This is a genomic window from Streptomyces sp. PA03-1a (assembly GCF_033792805.1).
In the GTDB taxonomy this organism is placed as follows: Bacteria; Actinomycetota; Actinomycetes; order Streptomycetales; family Streptomycetaceae; genus Actinacidiphila.
In genome coordinates this window covers 39850-56932 of the sequence record NZ_JARAVO010000003.1, presented here as the reverse complement: position 1 = coordinate 56932, position 17083 = coordinate 39850, and the positions used below count along the sequence as shown (strand labels likewise).

Sequence of the window (17083 nt, the reverse complement as noted above, 5' to 3'; positions counted from 1 at the left end):
GCGCCGGTCCAGGTAGCGAGGAGGATCTGCAGGTCACGGACGACCTGGTAGAGACTTAGGCCGACGCCGCGTCTTTTGGGGCCCGCCCCAGTCGCTGCAGGGTGCAGGACGCATGGGCGACGGAGACGAGGGTGACGTGGTGGTGCCAGCCGTTCCAGGTCCGGCCCTCGAAATGGGCCAAGCCCAGGGCCTGCTTCATCTCCCGGTAGTCGTGCTCGATCCGTCAGCGGAGCTTGGCGAGACGGACCAAAGTGGTCAGCGCGGTGTCCTCGGGCAGGTCGGACAGCCAGAACTGGACCGGCTCCTTCTCGCCCGCGGGCCACTCGGCCAGCAGCCAGCACGCCGGCAGCTCGACATCGTCGGTGGCCTGCCGGATCTCACGTCCGGCGGGCCGGATCCGCAAGACGACGAACCTGGAGTAGTCGGTGCCTCATCGCCGGGCTGGGCCGACATGGTGCTGGAGATTCCCACCACGTACTGCATGCCCCGCGCGTTCAGGCCGAGCCGGAAGGCCGCCGCGTCGCCGTATCCGGCGTCCGCGATCGCCAATGGCACATCGATCCCCCAGGAGCGGGTCTCATCGGCCATGTCCATGGCGAGCTGCCACTTCTCCACATGCCCGACGTCCTCGGGAATGCCGCACGCGGTGCGGCGTGCGACCTTGTCCGGGTCCGCTTTCGGCGAGGAAAGATCCCAGGACGGGGGCAGGAACAGCCGCCAGTTCACGGCCGCCGAGGCATGGTCACGGGCCAGATGGAGCGAGACGCCCACCTGACAGTTGGTGACCTTGCCAGCAGTCCCGGTGTACTGCCGCGACACACACGCTGAGGCGTTTCCGTCCTTCAGGAAACCAGTGTCGTCAAAGACCAGCACAGTGGGCCGGATCACCGATTCCATCTTCCACGCCAGACGAGCCCGGATATGAGCCGGATCCCACGGGCTGGTGGTGATGAAATGGGCCAGCGCCTGCCGATTGCCGTCCTCTCCCAGCCCGGCGGCCATCGGCTCGACCGACCTGCGTCGCACGTCAGTCATCAGACCACGCAGATACACCTGCCCCCACCGGCGCTGATCCTTGCGCGCGAACGGCTCGAACACCTCCGCCGCAAACGCCTCCAACTCATCACGCACCACAGCAACTTCGTCCGGACTCACACCTTCCCAACGCCCAACCAACCCACAAGGACACGCACAGACTCAGCCGACCTGACCATGCACTACTAGCGTTGGAACCCCCTGGGTCACTGAAGCCCGGCACGGGGCCCGGCGTCAGTCAGGCTGGTGAGAGTCGGCTCTCCCCGCCGTGTGTTGCAACCGCAACTCGCGGGGGCTCACACCGTACGTGGTCTTGAAAACGCGACTGAAGTGGGCCGCGCTGGCGAACCCCCACCGGTGGGCGATGGCCTCGATCGTCATGAACTGATGCACTGGCGAGGCCAGTTCTTTCTTGCACTCCTCGAGGCGCTGCGTCCTGATCCATTCACTGAGGGTGATGCCCGCTCGGGACAGGGTCACGTAGAGCCAGCGTACGGAAACGTCGTGCTCGGCGGCGATACGTTCGGCGGTCAGGTCGGGGTCTGCCAGATGCAGGCGGACGTATTCCTGAACGCGCACAAGAAGTGTGCTGTTCAAAGGCGCTCTGGCCAGATCGTCCCGGTCCAGGGCCACGGTGACCACAGCCCTGATCAGGTCGACACTGGGCTCCGTGAACAGGGCGGTCTCAGCTTCGCCGGCCGCGGCCTGATGGCGGGCCAGCCGGGTAAAGAATGCTGCTGTGGCACCCACGACCGGGCGCTCCGAACTGAGTGGCACGGCGGTGATCTGGTCGAGCAAGGACGGCCGCAGCCCCAGGACATGCGTGGGCACGCGCACGAGAACCGAATCTGTTGAGCCGTGGAAAAGGACCTCATAGGGCTTGGCATTGTCGAGCACCGTGAGATCCCCAGCCCTTCTCAGTGCGTGCCTACCCCCTTGGCGGACATCGGAGGCCCCCGCCTCCTGGAGATGGACGAGAACGTGCGGCACCATATCCTCGTCCACCGGGGCAGCGGCGCACAGGAGGCGGGCCACGTTCCAGCCGATCTCCGAGACTTTCACCGACCCCAGCGCGTTGGTGGTCGCATAGGCCCGCTGGCGATGCGGATTCGGCGGGAGGTCCACCTCTACGCGGCCGTTGATGGACCACGAGAATTCACGGATCGCGTCCGCACGATGACCAGGAGCCAACGACGCGGCGTCGAGTCGAACTGCCATGCGGACTTCCTCCTGAACAGGTCGCGGAGCCTGCGTAGTGGGCACATTTTCCGTGGTACTGCGGCAGTGACCCATTTCGCAGATTTTATTGCATTGTGCATCTTTATTTCTGTTTGGCCTTGCGGTACACCGGCGGGCCGCCGCTGAGGGCCCGGGCCGCTCCCGGGGCAGGTTCACCAGCAAGCTCCACCTGAGCGCCGACGGCTGCAGCTGCCCGCCCCTGCTCCCTCGGTTCGGGCCGGCCTTGACCCGCAAGAAGTCCGACAGCCTCGCAGCGGACAAGGCTTGCAGCAACGGACCCATCCGCGCGTGTTTGCGTCGTCGCCGTATCCCGCACACCATCCCCGAGAAGACCGTGGCCGCCCGCCTGAGCAAGGGCTGGGCGGACGGCCACCCGGCTTCGGCGACGTCCGGTACAGGAAGCGCAACACCGTCGAGCGAGCGATCAACCAGCTCAGGCGGCACCGGGCCGCCTCCTTCGCCACCAAGTCCAGCGCGCATGTCGTCGACCAGTTCGGGCAAGCCGACCCCGGGCTGCGCCGGGCCATCCAAGGCGAAGGCCGCAGGACGAGCCTGCCTGATCCACGCATGCGCCCGCATCGCGTGGCGCGGATCGGTACGGCAGCACCGATCACCCGCCGTGTTGGTGAGAGGGGAGATCGAAGGCCTGCAAAGGATCAGTCTGCAGGACGCCGGTCTGCCGCCACTCCATGGGAGACACGCCGTAGACCGAACGGAAGGTGCGGCTGAAGTGCGCGTGGCTGGCGAAGCCCCAGCGGTGTGCGACGGCCGCCACGGTCTGCCCCGCGAGTTCCGGGGATACGAGGTCCGTTCGGCATGCCTCGAGCCTGAGGCGCTGGATCCAACGGCCGACGGTCATGGGCTCGTCCTGGAAGAGCTGGTACAGGTAGCGAACGGAGATGTGGTGTGCGGCCGCGAGTGAGGCCGGGCAGAGTGCGGGGTCTTGCAGGTGGGCGCGAACGTAGCTGCGCAGGCGTCGCAACAGGTCCACCTCCGCCGCAGGCGTGGCCGCTTCGTCCTTGATGTTGCCCTGCAGGGCGACCAGTGCCGTCAGCACGTCGACGATCCCCCGTCTGAGGTAGTCCTTCGGAGTCGGCGCGTAGATGCAGTGATCCGTCATCGTGACGAGTCCGTTCACGTACGACGCGAGGATTCCACTGATGCCTTGGCCGGTTGAGTAGGTCCGGCCGGTGGCCAGGCGCAGTGCCGAGTCGGGGAGATCCAGCATCTCGCGCGGGACTGTGACGAGGTGCCGTCGTACCGGGCCGGTGAACTCGACGGCGTAGGGCCTGCGGGTGTCGAGGATGACGAACTCGCCGGCGGCGACCGGGGTCTCCTGGCCGTCCTGACGCGCGACGCCGGCACCGGTTCGTTGCAGGCTCACCACCAGCGACTCGTCGCCGTCCGCGGCGATGAGCGGCGCGGTCCGGGCCAGCCGTTGCGGGCTTGTCTCGATGACGCCGGCTTGGACGCCCGCCACGCATGCCCGTCGAATGGCGCCATGGATCATGGCCTCTCCCAGGCTACGGACCTCCATCTGGATGAATGCCTGGCCCACGGCGTCTGCCCAGTACTCGGTCCGCTCGTCGGGCGGTTTGATGTCAGTGCGGAATGCTTGGATCACGATGCCCTCGCAAATTGCCAGGGAGCCATTGCGTTCCCGGGACCTGCGCAACGCGTCCACGCATCGCGCGACGCCGGGAAGCCCGTACCCTGCCAACGTAAAGCCCAGCCGCGGTCACCGAGCGCCTCCCGGGCGAGACTGCGGGACACCCCCAGACATGCGATCGGGAAACTGCGGGAAAACCCGGATACCGCGGCCGGCCAGTTGTGCCAGAGTCCGGCGCCGGGAGACCCGAGCCGCGCACGGGGCGACGCGGGCCGCGCTCCCCGGGCACACTCTCATCGCCCCAGAAGGCAAGTCCGTGCTGCCCGACGCCATCGAGCGCGCCGTGCGGCTGCCCTGCTGCGTGCTGTGGCTGGACAAGGACGGCGACAACCTCGGGGGGACGGGCGTGACGGCCAACAAGCTCGGCGTCGGCAAGGTCCACACCGGCAACACGGTCCCGCCAGAGGCGGAGATCACAAACGGCAAGGTCTCCGGTAACAGGTCGGTGAAGGTCGTCGACGTGGAACAGACACCGACCGCCGGCTGACCGGCGTCGAGCGGCGGACGCCACCTGTGCACGGCAGGGGCCGCATTGCCGTGGGTCGCGGAACGGGTGGACGACACCCGGGGCGTTCGCCACCACTGCCCTCATCGCTGGTGCCCCCGCAGCCGATCGCTACAAGGACCTCATCTACAAGATGCTCGTCAAGAACTACCGTGACTACGCTGGCGGAGCAGGGCTGAAGTTCATCCCGAGCTCCGCGTACAACTCGAGGGCGCTGATGAACCTTGCCCACTGGGTGTTCGGCGAAGACGCATACGTCCTCCCCGACACCGCCAGCTCCATGGGCACGGTGCTACCCCACAGTGGATGGATCTTCGCGAGCAATAGTGGCCTGAGTGACCCAGACACCGCCGAGACACGGAATCGAACTGACCGTCACGCCACTCCCAACAATCGCGGACCTGGCGTTCCTGAACAAACTACCGCCGGCACGGGATGACGGCCCACACCTCCGCTAGACAACCCGATCGATGGGGGCGCGGTGCACCACCGGACGTATCGGGCCCAGTCGGCGGCGCCGGCCGTGGACCGGCCTTCCGGCTGCCTGCGGCGGTCGACAGCTCCAAGCCGCCGAGGAGAGCACACCACGGAATAGCCCGGCGAAAATCGGCGCTCTCGATGAATGACACGGAGGCCGTCCTGGAGTCAGCCCAGATCGACGTGAAGACGTCAGCCCAACCGAGGTGTTACGGGGGTCTGCCTCAATCGTTCGCGATTGACAGTGGCAAAGCTGCCGATTTGGGCTCAGATCACGCGCCTGGTGTGACGCAAATGCTGCATACCCGACCCAGGCGATCGACGGATGTTCCCGCCTCCTGTGCCCTCCACCGCGGTCCTCTCGTTGAGCTAGCCGACCGCAGGAACCGAAACGGTGAAAGGGACAAGATGGGCCGAGCCGTGCCGCCAGCCGTGCGTGCACGCGCCCGAGCGCACACCTGCCCGAGGTGCCGCGCCGCACCCGGGCAGAAATGCACACCTGATCGCGCTGGTCGCTCCCAGCTGCACAGCGACCGCATCCATGCCGCCCACCTGTCCCTGCAACCGCTTCCGCCGCGCCGTATCCTGCCGCCCGAAGAGGACCGTGTGTTGATGGAGTGGGACCCTGGCCGTGCGGACACCCCGGTCCTGTCGTGGCACCCCGAAGTCTTGCGGGACCTGTGCGGTACCCCGGATGAGATCGCCATCCTTCTGGCACTGACGCTGGCAGAGGCCGACATGCTCCGGCCCGAAGAGTCATCGCCCGGCAACTTCGTCCTCAGCCTGATGCTCATGCCGGTCAGCTACCTCTCAGCCCAGGAGATCCACGAAGCCGCCGACCGGCTGGCCGCGCGCGGGGTGCTCGCCGCAGTTCCTCAGGTCCCATTTCCATGTGTCCACGTTCAAAGGGAAGCTTCACGACTCACCGCGCGCGGTGGTTCAGGCGCTCGGGTCCGAGTCGCTACAGCCATGCTCCCCAGCGGCTGCAGGGGCCTGCGCGCGGCATCACTGATGCGGATCAGGATTCCGATAAGCACCCAGTTGGCGATGACGGAGGAACCGCCGAACGCAAGGAACGGCATCGTCATGCCGGTCAGCGGGATGAGGCCCATCACACCGCCGGCAACCACGAAAACCTGAAGCGCGAACGCGCCGGAGAGGCCGACAGCGAGGAGTTTGCCGAACGGGTCACGGGCGGCGAGGGCCGTGCGGACGCCGCGCTCGACGATCAGGCCGTAGAGCACCAGTATCGCCATCGTGCCGGCGAGGCCCATTTCCTCGCCGAACGTCGCGAGGATGAAGTCCGAGTTGGCGGCGAACCGGATCAGTTCGGAGTGGCCCTGGCCGAGGCCGGTGCCGAGGGTGCCGCCAGAGCCGAACGCCCATAGGGCCTGCATCGCCTGTTCCGAGTGGCCCGGAGCGCCCGACTGGCTGAGCTTGTATTCACGCATCGGGTCGAGCCAGGCCTGAACACGCTGCTGGACGTGGGATTCGAAGGTGGACACGCCGACGGCGCCCGCCACCGACATCAGCAGACTGAAGACGATCCAGCTTGTCCGCTCGGTGGCGACGTACAGCATGATGACGAACATTCCGAAGAACAGCAGCGACGTACCGAGGTCGGTCTCGAACACCAGGATGAGGATCGAGAGGAACCAGACGGCCAGGATCGGGCCCAGGTCGCGGCCGCGTGGCAGGTATAGGCCCATGAAGCGGCGGCTGGCCAGGGCGAGTGTGTCCCGCTTCACCATCAGATAGCCGGCGAAGAAGATCGCCAGGATGATCTTCGCGAACTCACCGGGCTGGATGGAAAAGCTGCCGACGTGGATCCAGATCCTGGCGCCGTAGATGTTGGCTCCGAGGCCGGGGACCAGAGGCAGGAGCAGCAGCACCAGCGCGCCAGCCATGCAGATGTAGGTGTAACGCTGCAGGACGCGATGGTCCTTGAGGAAGACCAGCACGACGGCGAAGAGAACGATGCCGAGCGCGGTGTACATCAGTTGGCGGGGCGCCGCGGTTCCTGCCTGCTTGATCGACTGGAGGAGCTTGGACTGGTCGAGGCGCCAGATGACGACGAGACCGAGCCCATTCAGCAGCGTGGCCACCGGCAGCAGCAGCGGGTCCGCGTACGGAGCGAATTTTCGTACGACGAGGTGGGCTACGGCGGCCAGCAGGCCGAGGCCCAGACCATAACCCAGCAGCCCTGTGGGCATCTGGGCGTGGATGGCGAGACCCACGTTGGTGTAGGCGAACACCGGAATGGCAACTGCGAAAACCAGCAAGGCCAGTTCGGTGTTGCGGCGGGTCGGTACGCCGACCGATCCGACCGTGGACGTGTGGTCCGTCGGAGTGCTTGTACTGCTACTCATCGTCTGACAGGGCCTCTCACGTCTCTGTCTGATCACCGCATGGTGAGAGCTGCTTCTGCTGCTCGGCGGCAAGGCTGGTCAGGTTCCGTCGTGGATCGGGAGGACGAGGTGCCGGGCTGGTAGTGGACGTAGCCATGGACGTCGGCGGCGGTCTTGCGGTTCGCGTGGTCCTGCCGGCCTCGCCCACTCCGGCCTTCGCGTCGTTCTGGCTCTCCACGCGGCGGAACCGCACACCGTCGCGTCGGCACGCCATCACGGAACTACTCGGGTGGGGTGGGAATGTTGGGAACGTCGTACATGGCCTGCACGTCGATCTCCAATTTGATGCGCGGGCCGACGATCGCGATGCCACGTGCGAGCATCGATCGCCAATTCAGCGTGAAGTCCTCCCTGTGCAGCTCGGCGGTTGCCAAGGCGGCGCAGCGCAGCTCCGTTCCGTATCCGCCGTTGACTGCGCCCAGGTAGGTCGTGTCGAGGCCGACTGAGCGGGTGGTGCCGTGCATGGTCAAAGAACCCTGCAGCGTCCACTTGTTGCCGTTGCGGTGCACGAAGCGCTCACTGGCGAAGTGGATGTAAGGATAAGCCTGGACGTCCAGAAAATCAGGGGAGCGCAGGTGAGTGATCGCCCCGGCCACGCTTCGGGGTGCAGGCTCGACACACGGCGGACCGAGGTGGTCCTGGCACATGGCCGGTGCGACGTGCGCAAACAGTGTCAGCAGGGCTGAACGGCGGGCGACCCCACCGCACAAAGCTCAGGGACGCGTCAGGCGGGGATGTCGGCAACTCCGTTCGGCAGCATCGCGCGCGCAGCCCGGATCACGTCCAACGACTCGCGAAGGAGCGTGATCTTCCCGTTCTCAGCCACCAGTCGTCCGGCGTAGGTCTGGCTGAAGGGGCGGCCCGTGACCGTGGTCCGCTCCACCGACCACTCTCCGAAGACCTGGTCTTCGGTTTCGATGATGATGTCCACCGTGTCGAAGCCGAAGTCCGGGACGACCTGCAGCAGTGCGGTGATGAACTCGCGAATGGCCTCCGGGCCAGTCCCTCCGGTCGGGATGCCAAGCGACTCCAGGTAGGGAAGCTCCAGGACGCCGTCCTCAGCGAAAAGGGACGAGGCGATCTCCGGATCTGCGATGTTGGTTGTGTAGGCGAGCAGCAGCTCGCGGGCACTCATCATGGGTGGCGCGCTTTCGTTTGGGTCGCCCCGGGCGGACGCTTGACCGACGGGCAGGGTCCGTAGTTGCTCGGTTCAGTCGCGTGCCGCGAGGTCGCAGGTCCATTGCACCAGTTATGGACTGCATGGTCAAGTAACTGCTCGTGGACGGCTCTGGCTCGGTCGAGCGGAGGGGCGAAGCTTTCGGCGATCCCGGAGGGTCCCGAACGGTGTCGAGCGGTGCGCGGTGGACGGTGTCCGGCGGCGTTCCCTGATCGCAGTTGTCCGAGCCTCCGGCATGCGGTCGCGGCGGCCGTGGTCCGCTTGGAGCGGCTGGACCATACAACTGCGGCTCGCGAGGAGCCGACTCTCAGCATGTTCAGCGTGATGAAGAACGCGCCCTCGCGATGCTCCGGCAGCGCCCCAGCGCTTCCTGTTCACACGCGAAGGTTGGCGCCCATGCGGACCGGGGGCCGTCTGAGTTCGAGGTTCAGAGGGAGTAGGCGCTCGGTTCCCGCTGAGCGAGGACACCTTGCAGCATGTCAGCGATCGTGGTGCGAGCCAACTGTTGCTGCATCTGCTGCTCCAGGCTGCTGTACACCTGCTGCAGGGTTGGCTGGATTCCGAAGCCGACAGGGCAGTCGGCGTTCGGCGGCGTGTGATGCATGGCGAACGGGCCCTCGCCCTCCACGGCGAGGTAGACCTCGAGCAGCGTGATCTCTTCGGGTTCCCGCTTCAAGATCCAGCCGGCCCCTGCGCCCCTTTTTGACCCCACCAATCCCGCCTTGCGGAGGTCGCCTAGGCATCGGCGGATCACTACAGGGTTGGTGTTGACGCTCCCCGCGATGCGCTCCGAGGTGGCGACCTCATTGTTCTTCCGGTCCAGAGACATCCAGGTCAGCACATGGGTTGCGATCGTCATTCTGCTGTTCGCGCTCATCCTTGACCTCCTCCCGGCTGGCGGGGCCGCTTGCCTACCCCGCTCCCTACGAAACAATGAAGGTTACATCGCCGCGACGAGGCCCTGTTGCAGCGTAGGGGGCGTGGACGCCAGATGATCTGCGCCGCTACGACAGTCTCGGCCTCACGCTCATCGCCGACCCTGCGTGGTAGGGCGCCTCCCGTCTGCGGGCGGCCTTGAAGCGAGGTGGGGTCCGCAGGAGGGAGGCGAATAGCCGTCTGGAGCGGATGCGGGGAAGGGGCGGGTGCCACTACGCCCCCACACCTGCCACGGTCCAGGTCAGCCGAGCGGAAGGCGGGGGCGGATCTGGGTGGCTGTGCTCAGCAGTGCGAGCGTGCCGCCAACGGCGAAGCCGGCCCATGTGCCGTATCCGTCGACGACGATGCCGCCGATGAACGACCCTGCGGCCAGGGCGATTTGGCACGCGCTGACCAGGAGCGCCATGCCGCTTTCGGGCGCGTCGGGAGTAGCGCGCAGGATCCACGTCTGCAACGCCAGCGGTACTGCACCGAATGCCGCGCCCCAGACCATGACGAGCGCGACCACCGCGGGTGCCGTGCCTGCTGCGACGTTGAGGAGGGCGGCAGCGACTGCGACCAGAACGGTCGCGGCGACGTACACCGCACGCAGACGGCGGCCGATGATCGCTCCGGCGGCGAAGTTGCCGACCAGCCCCGCCAAACCATAGGCCAGCAGGACCGACGTCACAGCGGAGGACCCGAAGTGCGCCTTCTCCTCCAGGTACGGGGTCACGTAGGTGTAGGCGGCGAAGTGCCCGAAAAAGATCAGCACGGTGGCCAGCAGGGCGATCCGGGCTGCGGGATTGCGCAGAGCGGAGGTGAGCGTGGTCAGGCGGATTGCCCCGGTGGGCGGCAGGGCGGGCAGCCGCACCGTCAGGGTTGCCAGGGCGAGGAGAGCGGCACCGGCTGCAACGACGAATGCGGTCCGCCACCCGGCAAGGTGACCCACCAGTGCGCCGAGCGGCAAGCTGACCACGGTGCCGGCCGAGATTCCGGCGGTGATCAGTGACGTGGCCCGGTGGAGGGCCTCGGCGGGCACCAGTCGGGCGGCGACACCGGCGCCCATGGCCCAGAATCCGCCGACGCCGACGCCGAGCAGCACCCGCGCCGCCGCCATCACGGCCATGTTCGGGGCCACGGCTGCCAGGGCGTTGGAGGCGGCGATGAACAGGGCGAGGGCGATCAGGACCCTGCGCCGGTCCAGCCGTCCGGATGCCATGGTGACCAAGGGAGCCGTCACCGCGGCCGTCAGACCGGGCACGACCACCACCAGACCGACCGTGCCGATGGACACACCCAGGCTGGAGGAGATCACGGGCAGCAGCCCGATCGGCAGGAACTCCGACAGCACCAGGACGAAGGACATCAGCGCGACGGAGACGACGGCAGACCAGCCACCCCGCGGGGAAGGCCCGCCTTCGACCAAGTCCTGTATCGATGCCGGCTCCTGAATGGGCGAAGCCACGCTGGAAGGGTTGCTCATGCTTGCTCTCCTGGGAGGGCCCTGGGCCCTGTTGATCCGTGCCGCGCCAAGGCGCGGAGCCTGTGCTTCGCAGAGGCGGAAGCGGACAACGGTCACACCGGTGTGACCTGAGAAAAGGCGGGCGTCCCAGCGGCGAACTTCTGGTCCGCCCCACCACCCGCAGTTGTAACAGTGTAGGTTACACCAGGCGCGGCGGTAGGCACCCCCGAGCGGCAGCCCCGTCGCGGCCCCGATCGCCGACCCGAAGGGTAGGTACGGCCGGGAGCCGCGACATCGGGTTTTTGACAGGTTGGTCCAATTTTGTTACGTTATGGACCGCTTGGTAAGGAATGGGCGGCTTTCGCTTCACGGCAGATAGGCAACGTGAGGCGCGATCGGCTCGCCTTCATCCCGCTCCCGCGGGCCCGAGCACTCGGCTGCCGCGGTACTCGTCGACACAGTCGCCATCACGCCGGGCCGCATAACGCGCCTGCGCAAGGATGCAACGCACCAGGAGGAAAAGATGAACGGTACTAGCGATCTCCAGAGGGCGCGCGAAGAGGCAGCCGTCAACTACTTCCGATTGGTGGATGCTGCCGATCCCGCCGTGTTGGATCTTTTCGTGGACAACGCCCGGATGTTCTTCCCGAAGTTCGGCTTCGCAACCGGGAAGGATCAGATCGGGGCATTTGCACAGGGTCTCGGGAGGGGAATTTCGGCGATTGAGCACGACATCCCCGGTTTCACCGTGTTGTCGTCTGGAAACTATGTGGTGGTTGAAGGTTCGGTGAAGGGGACGACGACATCGGGTGTGGCCTTCCCTGACGGCGTCTCCTCCTACGGACTGTTCTGTAACGTATTCGAATTCGAAGGCGACCTCATCAAGAGGGTCCACATCTACGAAGACCCGGATTTCGCCAGTACGCACACCGACGGAGTGGCCTGGGGTGAATCGGTGCGCGACAGCATGTAGCCGGTCCCGCCCTGCACGCCCTGACGACAAGGTGCTCGCGGACGCACCATTGATGTTGCGTCTCACCCGCGCAGAGGTCCGCGGTGTCGCCCGTTTGCAACCCGCGCCAAGCCAGGGAAGCACCGGCCATGGCCGCGGCCCCGCCAAACGGCTGGAGCGTCAGCCAGGTCATGCCGGTTTTCCGCTGCAACGGCGTGCTACACCGGCGTCCGCTGGAGTGGCTCCGCGTCACCCGCTCGCCCCGCTCCGGTACCACCACGTCCTCGGTCCCCCGACGATGAGACCTCAGGACAACGGAAAGGGCACCAAATGCGCTCGCACGCTCGTCTCGGCGCGGGAATCAAACGTGGTGCCGGCATGCTGGCGGTGCTCACCGCGGTCGGCCCTGCATGGGCCGTTCCAGCTCTCGCCGGCGGTGTGCCCGCGGCTTCGGGTGGAGCCCACTCCAAACCAACTGTGGTTCTCGTGCACGGAACCAACTTGGACTCGTCTTCATGGGACGAGGTGGCCCGGCGTCTGCGCGATGCCGGATATCCCGTGGTCGTCCCCGCCAACCCTCTACGGGGTCTGCCGTACGATTCTTCCTACACCGCGAGTGTGCTGCGCAGCATCAAGGGACCGATTGTGCTCGTCGGCCACTCGTACGGCAGCGCGGTCACCAACGAGGCCGCCCTGGGGAACCCCGCCGTCAAGGCTCTCGTGGCTGTGGCCGGTTTCCTCCCGCAAAAGGGGGAAAGCTCGGCTGAACTGGTGGGCAAGTTCCCCGGCAGCACCCTGGCCCAAACGCTGAAGCAGGTGCCCTACCCGCTGATGGGTGGCGGTACAGGCATGGACGTGTACGTCAAGGAGGACCTGTTCCCGCAGCAGTTTGCCGCCGACGTACCGTTGTCAAAGTCGTCGATCATGGCAGTCACCCAGCGCCCGGTGGACGCCAGGGCACTGGACGACAAGGCCACCGGCGCCGCCTGGAGGACCGTCCCGGCGTTCGACCTGATCACCGCCAACGACAAGAACATCCCTGCCGCGCTGCAGCGATGGATGGCCAACCGTGCGCATGCAGTGTCCGTGGAGGTGAGTTCCTCCCACGTCGCGCCCGTCTCACGCCCCGAAGCAGTCACCGACCTGATCGAAACGGCTGCACGTGCCACCACATCCCAGACGGCCCCATCTCTGGCCGCGACCGGTCGGCGCCCCACATGGTTGCTGGCAGGCGCGGCCGTAGGCACGGCGACACTCGGCGGAGGCCTGATGATGGCGATGCGCCGGCGGAAGCGACCGTGACGGGTTGAACGCCGCGTCATCCAGGGTGTGCCACATGCGGCGCCGTCCGCGGCCCTACCACCCCCATCCCTCACCGGCACCCAGAGCGGCTGGATGATCCCTACCGGCCCGCGGGTGGGGGCTGGTTGAAGTGCCGGTTCCGCGAGACCACGAAGCGATCGTCGGCGCCATCGCCGGCTCCGCGAACGCTGCTGCTCGGCGGATGCGACCACCACGGACAGCCGCAGTGCATCGGCCGCACCACCACCCTCCCTCGCCGCAGCCGGCGCTGCGGTCGCTGGACTGTTCTCTATGGCGCGCGGGCATCCGTGGTCGGGGTGGTCGTCATCCGTCGGATGCGGAGCCGGGAGACCTGAAGTCACGCTGATGCAGCCCGCGGAAGTCGGCGCCGACGTCGCCAGCCGGCACCGTCGGCGGGCAGCGCCACCCCGAACGCTGGCACCGCCCCCGCACCGACCTCGCGTGTGATGGGTCCGCGGCCTCTTTTATGGACCATGCGGTAGAAACTGAGTGGTGAACCATGTGGTCAGTGACTTTGATGTGTGCCGGGCCACTGGACAAGTGCCGAAGTTGTGATCGCGCGCCGGCCTCGTCGTGATCGGTCTTGCGGAATCTCGTCGGCTCGGGTCCCGGCGTTAATCGGACGTGAGCCAGGCAGCTACGGGTGGCAGAGTCCCGCAGAGGATCACGAGCGCCTCGCGTGGCCTGGCCGGGGTCGCAGCGGCACACAGAACACCTGGCGGATGCCCGGTTCGCGCGCACCGGGAAACCTCCACGCACCTGCGGCCCCAGAATGCCGGCGTGAACGAGGGGCCGGGGTGCCGCCCGCGGATCATGCCCATACACCCGCCTGGCCGCGTGGAGCGTGTCTCCGGACACGCTCCACGCGGCATCAGGGGGCTTGTGCGCCTTCGGCCCCCGCCGGCCCTGCTTCCGAAGTGGTTGACGGAGGGGCGGGGATCCAGCGGTGGGACCAACGCATCACGGCGTCGACGACTTGTTCAAGGTCTTGTCCCTTGGCGGTGAGGTGGTATTCGACCTGCACCGGCGAAGAGGGAACAACCCGACGCTCGACGATGCCCTCCTCTTCCAAGGTGCGCAATCGCTGAGTGAGCATGGCGTCACTCAGGCCGGGCACCGCTGCCTTGATCTGCACGAAGCGGGCCTGACCCGTGAACAAAGCGCGGACGATCGCACCCGTCCAGCGGGCACCGATCAGTTCGATCCCCGCGTGGTAGCGCGAGCAGACCCGACGCACTTCGTTCACGATCGCTCCGATTGCTAGGCCGCAGCGCCCTCACGCAGCGGACGCAGTGCGGCATCCACCCGGACGATCTCGTCGAACATGGCCTTGGCTGCACCTGTCATAGCTTCATCGGCCGCAACCTTACCCTCCGCATCGATGAGGTTGAAGCCGAAGGGAGCCACGACGGATTCGACGATCGGCGTCATCTTTACCGCGGTGACGACCTGCTTGATCTGCTGGACGGCACGGGTACCGCCGGCCACGGCGCCATAGCTGACCAGGCCTACCGCCTTGTGGCTCCACTCGTTGAACAGGTAGTCGATGGCATTCTTCAGCTCCGCGTTGTAGCCGTGGTTGTACTCCGGCATGACGAAGACGAGGGCATCGGCCTCTGCGATCGTCGCGCTCCAGTCACGGGTGTGCTGGTGGACGTACTGCTGCGCCCGCGGGTGGTTGGGCTCGTTCATGAACGGAAGGTTCACCTCGGCCAGGTCGAGCAGTTCGACCTTGGTGAAGCCACCGTGAGCAACCGCCTGCCCATGGGTCCACTGCCCGATCGGCAGGCCCACGCGCCCCGGACGGGTGCTGGCAACAATGATCTTCAACGTGGTCATCAGGACTGCTCCTTTGATCCCCTCGACATGATCGGCCGAGGTGGGGGGACTCGACCGCGGACTGAGCCTATCAATTAAATTTAGTGACTAAAGCATCTTGAGCGGCCGTCGGCCGCAAACGCTGGACTCGGCACAGGGTCGGCACATGGGGTCCCCTTGCGACAGCCGCAAAGGGGTCGGCTGCGGTGTGACGCATGTCCCGGCCAGCGCGGCCACGGCCGGCCGATCCATGCGCACTCGCTCTCTTCGAGTGCGACGGCGCGGCAAGGCCGGCGGACTGCACCACTCGATTGCCGCAAGTGGCCGCCCGGTGGCCTGCCGGGCTGGCGATCGTGGCCGCCCAGAAATCGGCTCCCAGGGGAGGTTCGACGGCAACGGCCTGTCGCGTACCGGTTGCCTTGACTCTTCGATCAGCTGCCTGCGGCGGCCAGGGCAGCTTCCGCGATGCGGTTGGCGACAGCTAGGGGGGTTGTCGCGTCGTTCGCACTCTCTCGGAGGACTTGTGCAGTGGTGGTTCCAATGGATGCGAGCCGATGCAGGGACTGCGCCGGGGTGAGTTGGTGGAGTTCCAGGCCGGACGCGTACATGACTCCGCCCGCATTGGCCACGAAGTCCGGGGCCCAGGTGATTCCCGCCTTTGTCAGCTCCTCTGCGACGCCATCGTGTGCCAGTTGGTTGTTGGCCGAGCCGACGACCGCACGGCAGCGCAGGGATCCGACGAGCTGGGAGGTCAGCACGCCGCCCAGGGCGCACGGCGCCAGGATGTCGGTCTCCAGGGTGTAAGCACCTTCGAGGTCGACCCACTGCGCTCCGGTCTCCTCGACGACCCGGCGGCGCTCGGGGTCCGTGTCGGTGGCTCGCACTCGGGCGCCTTGTGCAATCAGGCGTTTGGTGAGTTCGTGCCCCACCCCGCCGAATCCGATCACCACCACCTCGCGCCCCCGAAGTTGCGGGACTCCCCACAGGTGCTCGGCCGCCGCGTTCATCGCGTGCTCGACGCCGGCCGCAGTGCCGAAGGTGGTGGTACCCAGACCGTCCTCCATGGAGGTGTAGCCGCCGACGTAGGGGGTTCTGCGTCGCATCAGCTGGATGTCGGCAGAGCTGGTGCCGACGTCAGGAGCGACGAAGTAGGCGCCACCGAGGTCGTGCACCAGTTCGGCTACATCGAGCAGCAGGGCTTCGCGCAAACTGCCGTCCAGATGCTGCGGACCTCCGGGCAGCAACGGGACGACGCTCTTGCCGCCGCCTGTGCCGTTGCGGACGGCGGCTGCCTTGTACGTCATCCCCCGGCTCAGGCGCAGGCAGTCCACCAGGGCCTCGACAGGGGAGGCGTACCGGGCGACCCGCATGCCACCGACGGCGGGCCCGAGGCGGGTGGAGTGGATGGCGATGATGATCGGCAGGCTGGTCCGGCGGCCCTGCCGGACCGCCACCTCCTCGTGGTCGAGCGTGGTCTCCAGCGCGAACGACGACATGCTCAGGCCTCCAGATGGAAATCACAAGCTGACTTAGCAGTACGTAAGTCAGGGCTGGCTTAAGCTAGCATAAGTCTGGTGCTTCGATAGACGGGATGCCTGTGATGTCCGCACTTACTGGATCGCTGACCGACCGGGACAGCTGGAGTGACCACCGCTGCTCGGCTGCCCGGGCCCTGGACGTACTCGGGACGCCGTCGAATCTGTTCGTACTGCGCGAGGCCTTCTACGGCACGACCTACTTCAACGACTTCGTCCGTCACACCCCGCTGAGTGAACCCGCAGCGGCCAAGCGCCTGAAGGAGCTCGTCGAGGTCGGGCTACTACGGCGTACCCCCTACCAGACGGCGGGACAGCGGACACGCGACCGCTATGAGCTGACCGGGCCGGGCGAGGACCTCATGACCGCCTACTTCGCGCTGATGGAATGGGGAGACCGCCACGCCACGGCCGACGGTGGACCGGTTCGCCTGCGGCACAGGCATTGCGACGCTCCTGTGCACGTGGCGCTCTCCTGCGCTGACGGACACGCACTGTCCCCCAGCGACCTCGAGGTCGTGGCGGCCCCTGGGGTAGCGCAGGCCGCGGCATCCGAATGACGCAG

General features: G+C 66.7%; 13 protein-coding genes and 3 pseudogenes. 5 read left to right on the top strand and 11 right to left on the bottom strand.

Annotation, left to right across the window (positions count from 1 at the left end; all coding sequences use genetic code 11):
• Positions 1-55: 55 nt before the first annotated feature.
• The 3 genes and pseudogenes from PV341_RS01365 to PV341_RS01355 all read right to left on the bottom strand — a co-directional run bounded on the left by PV341_RS01365 (position 56) and on the right by PV341_RS01355 (position 3898).
• A pseudogene (locus PV341_RS01365) lies at positions 56-1155 on the bottom strand (IS701 family transposase).
• Positions 1156-1269: 114 nt separating this feature from the next.
• Positions 1270-2253: a helix-turn-helix domain-containing protein gene (locus PV341_RS01360; protein ID WP_500328742.1), complete on the bottom strand. Its 984-nt coding sequence runs from the start codon at positions 2251-2253 to the stop codon at positions 1270-1272.
• A 631-nt stretch (positions 2254-2884) separates the two neighbouring features.
• A complete protein-coding gene (locus PV341_RS01355) occupies positions 2885-3898 on the bottom strand; it encodes a helix-turn-helix domain-containing protein (RefSeq protein WP_500356419.1) in 1014 nt (337 codons plus the stop codon).
• A gap of 301 nt (positions 3899-4199) precedes the next feature.
• On the opposite strand from PV341_RS01355, the gene PV341_RS01350 reads away from it, so the two are divergent.
• Both PV341_RS01350 and PV341_RS01345 read left to right on the top strand, forming a co-directional pair.
• Positions 4200-4430: a hypothetical protein gene (locus PV341_RS01350; RefSeq protein WP_500328740.1), complete on the top strand. Its 231-nt coding sequence runs from the start codon at positions 4200-4202 to the stop codon at positions 4428-4430.
• Between the two features lie 453 nt (positions 4431-4883).
• A pseudogene (locus tag PV341_RS01345) lies at positions 4884-5474 on the top strand (zinc finger domain-containing protein); the annotation flags it as partial.
• 353 nt (positions 5475-5827) lie between these two features.
• Here the strand turns inward: PV341_RS01345 and PV341_RS01340 are convergent.
• The 5 genes and pseudogenes from PV341_RS01340 to PV341_RS01320 all read right to left on the bottom strand — a co-directional run bounded on the left by PV341_RS01340 (position 5828) and on the right by PV341_RS01320 (position 10911).
• Positions 5828-7294 (bottom strand): FtsW/RodA/SpoVE family cell cycle protein, encoded by a 1467-nt coding sequence (locus tag PV341_RS01340; RefSeq protein ID WP_500328739.1) that lies wholly within the window; start codon positions 7292-7294, stop codon positions 5828-5830.
• A gap of 260 nt (positions 7295-7554) precedes the next feature.
• Positions 7555-7911 (bottom strand): annotated as a pseudogene (locus PV341_RS01335) (YceI family protein); the annotation flags it as partial.
• Between the two features lie 146 nt (positions 7912-8057).
• Complete coding sequence (locus PV341_RS01330; RefSeq protein WP_500356417.1) at positions 8058-8471, bottom strand: nuclear transport factor 2 family protein; 414 nt, start codon at positions 8469-8471, stop codon at positions 8058-8060.
• Positions 8472-8937: 466 nt separating this feature from the next.
• The gene (locus PV341_RS01325) at positions 8938-9387 is read right to left on the bottom strand and encodes an Rrf2 family transcriptional regulator (RefSeq protein WP_500328737.1); all 450 of its coding nucleotides are present in this window, start codon (positions 9385-9387) and stop codon (positions 8938-8940) included.
• Between the two features lie 300 nt (positions 9388-9687).
• Positions 9688-10911 carry an MFS transporter gene (locus PV341_RS01320; protein ID WP_500356416.1) on the bottom strand — a complete coding sequence of 408 codons (1224 nt, stop codon included), beginning with the start codon at positions 10909-10911 and terminating at the stop codon, positions 9688-9690.
• A gap of 502 nt (positions 10912-11413) precedes the next feature.
• Here PV341_RS01320 and PV341_RS01315 point away from each other — a divergent pair.
• Together PV341_RS01315 and PV341_RS01310 are read left to right on the top strand one after the other, a co-directional pair.
• On the top strand, positions 11414-11863 hold the full coding sequence (locus PV341_RS01315) for a nuclear transport factor 2 family protein (protein ID WP_500328735.1): 450 nt from the start codon (positions 11414-11416) through the stop codon (positions 11861-11863).
• Between the two features lie 417 nt (positions 11864-12280).
• Positions 12281-13144, top strand: coding sequence for an alpha/beta hydrolase (locus tag PV341_RS01310; protein ID WP_500356429.1), 864 nt, complete (start codon positions 12281-12283; stop codon positions 13142-13144).
• 892 nt (positions 13145-14036) lie between these two features.
• On the opposite strand, the gene PV341_RS01305 is transcribed toward PV341_RS01310, so the two are convergent.
• The 3 genes from PV341_RS01305 to PV341_RS01295 form a co-directional block, all read right to left on the bottom strand.
• Positions 14037-14411 carry a winged helix-turn-helix transcriptional regulator gene (locus PV341_RS01305; RefSeq protein ID WP_500328734.1) on the bottom strand — a complete coding sequence of 125 codons (375 nt, stop codon included), beginning with the start codon at positions 14409-14411 and terminating at the stop codon, positions 14037-14039.
• Positions 14412-14425: 14 nt separating this feature from the next.
• Positions 14426-15004 carry an NADPH-dependent FMN reductase gene (locus tag PV341_RS01300; RefSeq protein ID WP_500328733.1) on the bottom strand — a complete coding sequence of 193 codons (579 nt, stop codon included), beginning with the start codon at positions 15002-15004 and terminating at the stop codon, positions 14426-14428.
• 410 nt (positions 15005-15414) lie between these two features.
• Positions 15415-16479, bottom strand: a complete 1065-nt coding sequence (locus tag PV341_RS01295; RefSeq protein ID WP_500328732.1) for a Glu/Leu/Phe/Val dehydrogenase dimerization domain-containing protein — start codon at positions 16477-16479, stop codon at positions 15415-15417.
• Positions 16480-16583: 104 nt separating this feature from the next.
• Here PV341_RS01295 and PV341_RS01290 point away from each other — a divergent pair, with 104 nt between their 5' ends.
• Positions 16584-17078, top strand: a complete 495-nt coding sequence (locus tag PV341_RS01290; protein WP_500356414.1) for a winged helix-turn-helix transcriptional regulator — start codon at positions 16584-16586, stop codon at positions 17076-17078.
• Positions 17079-17083: the final 5 nt, after the last annotated feature.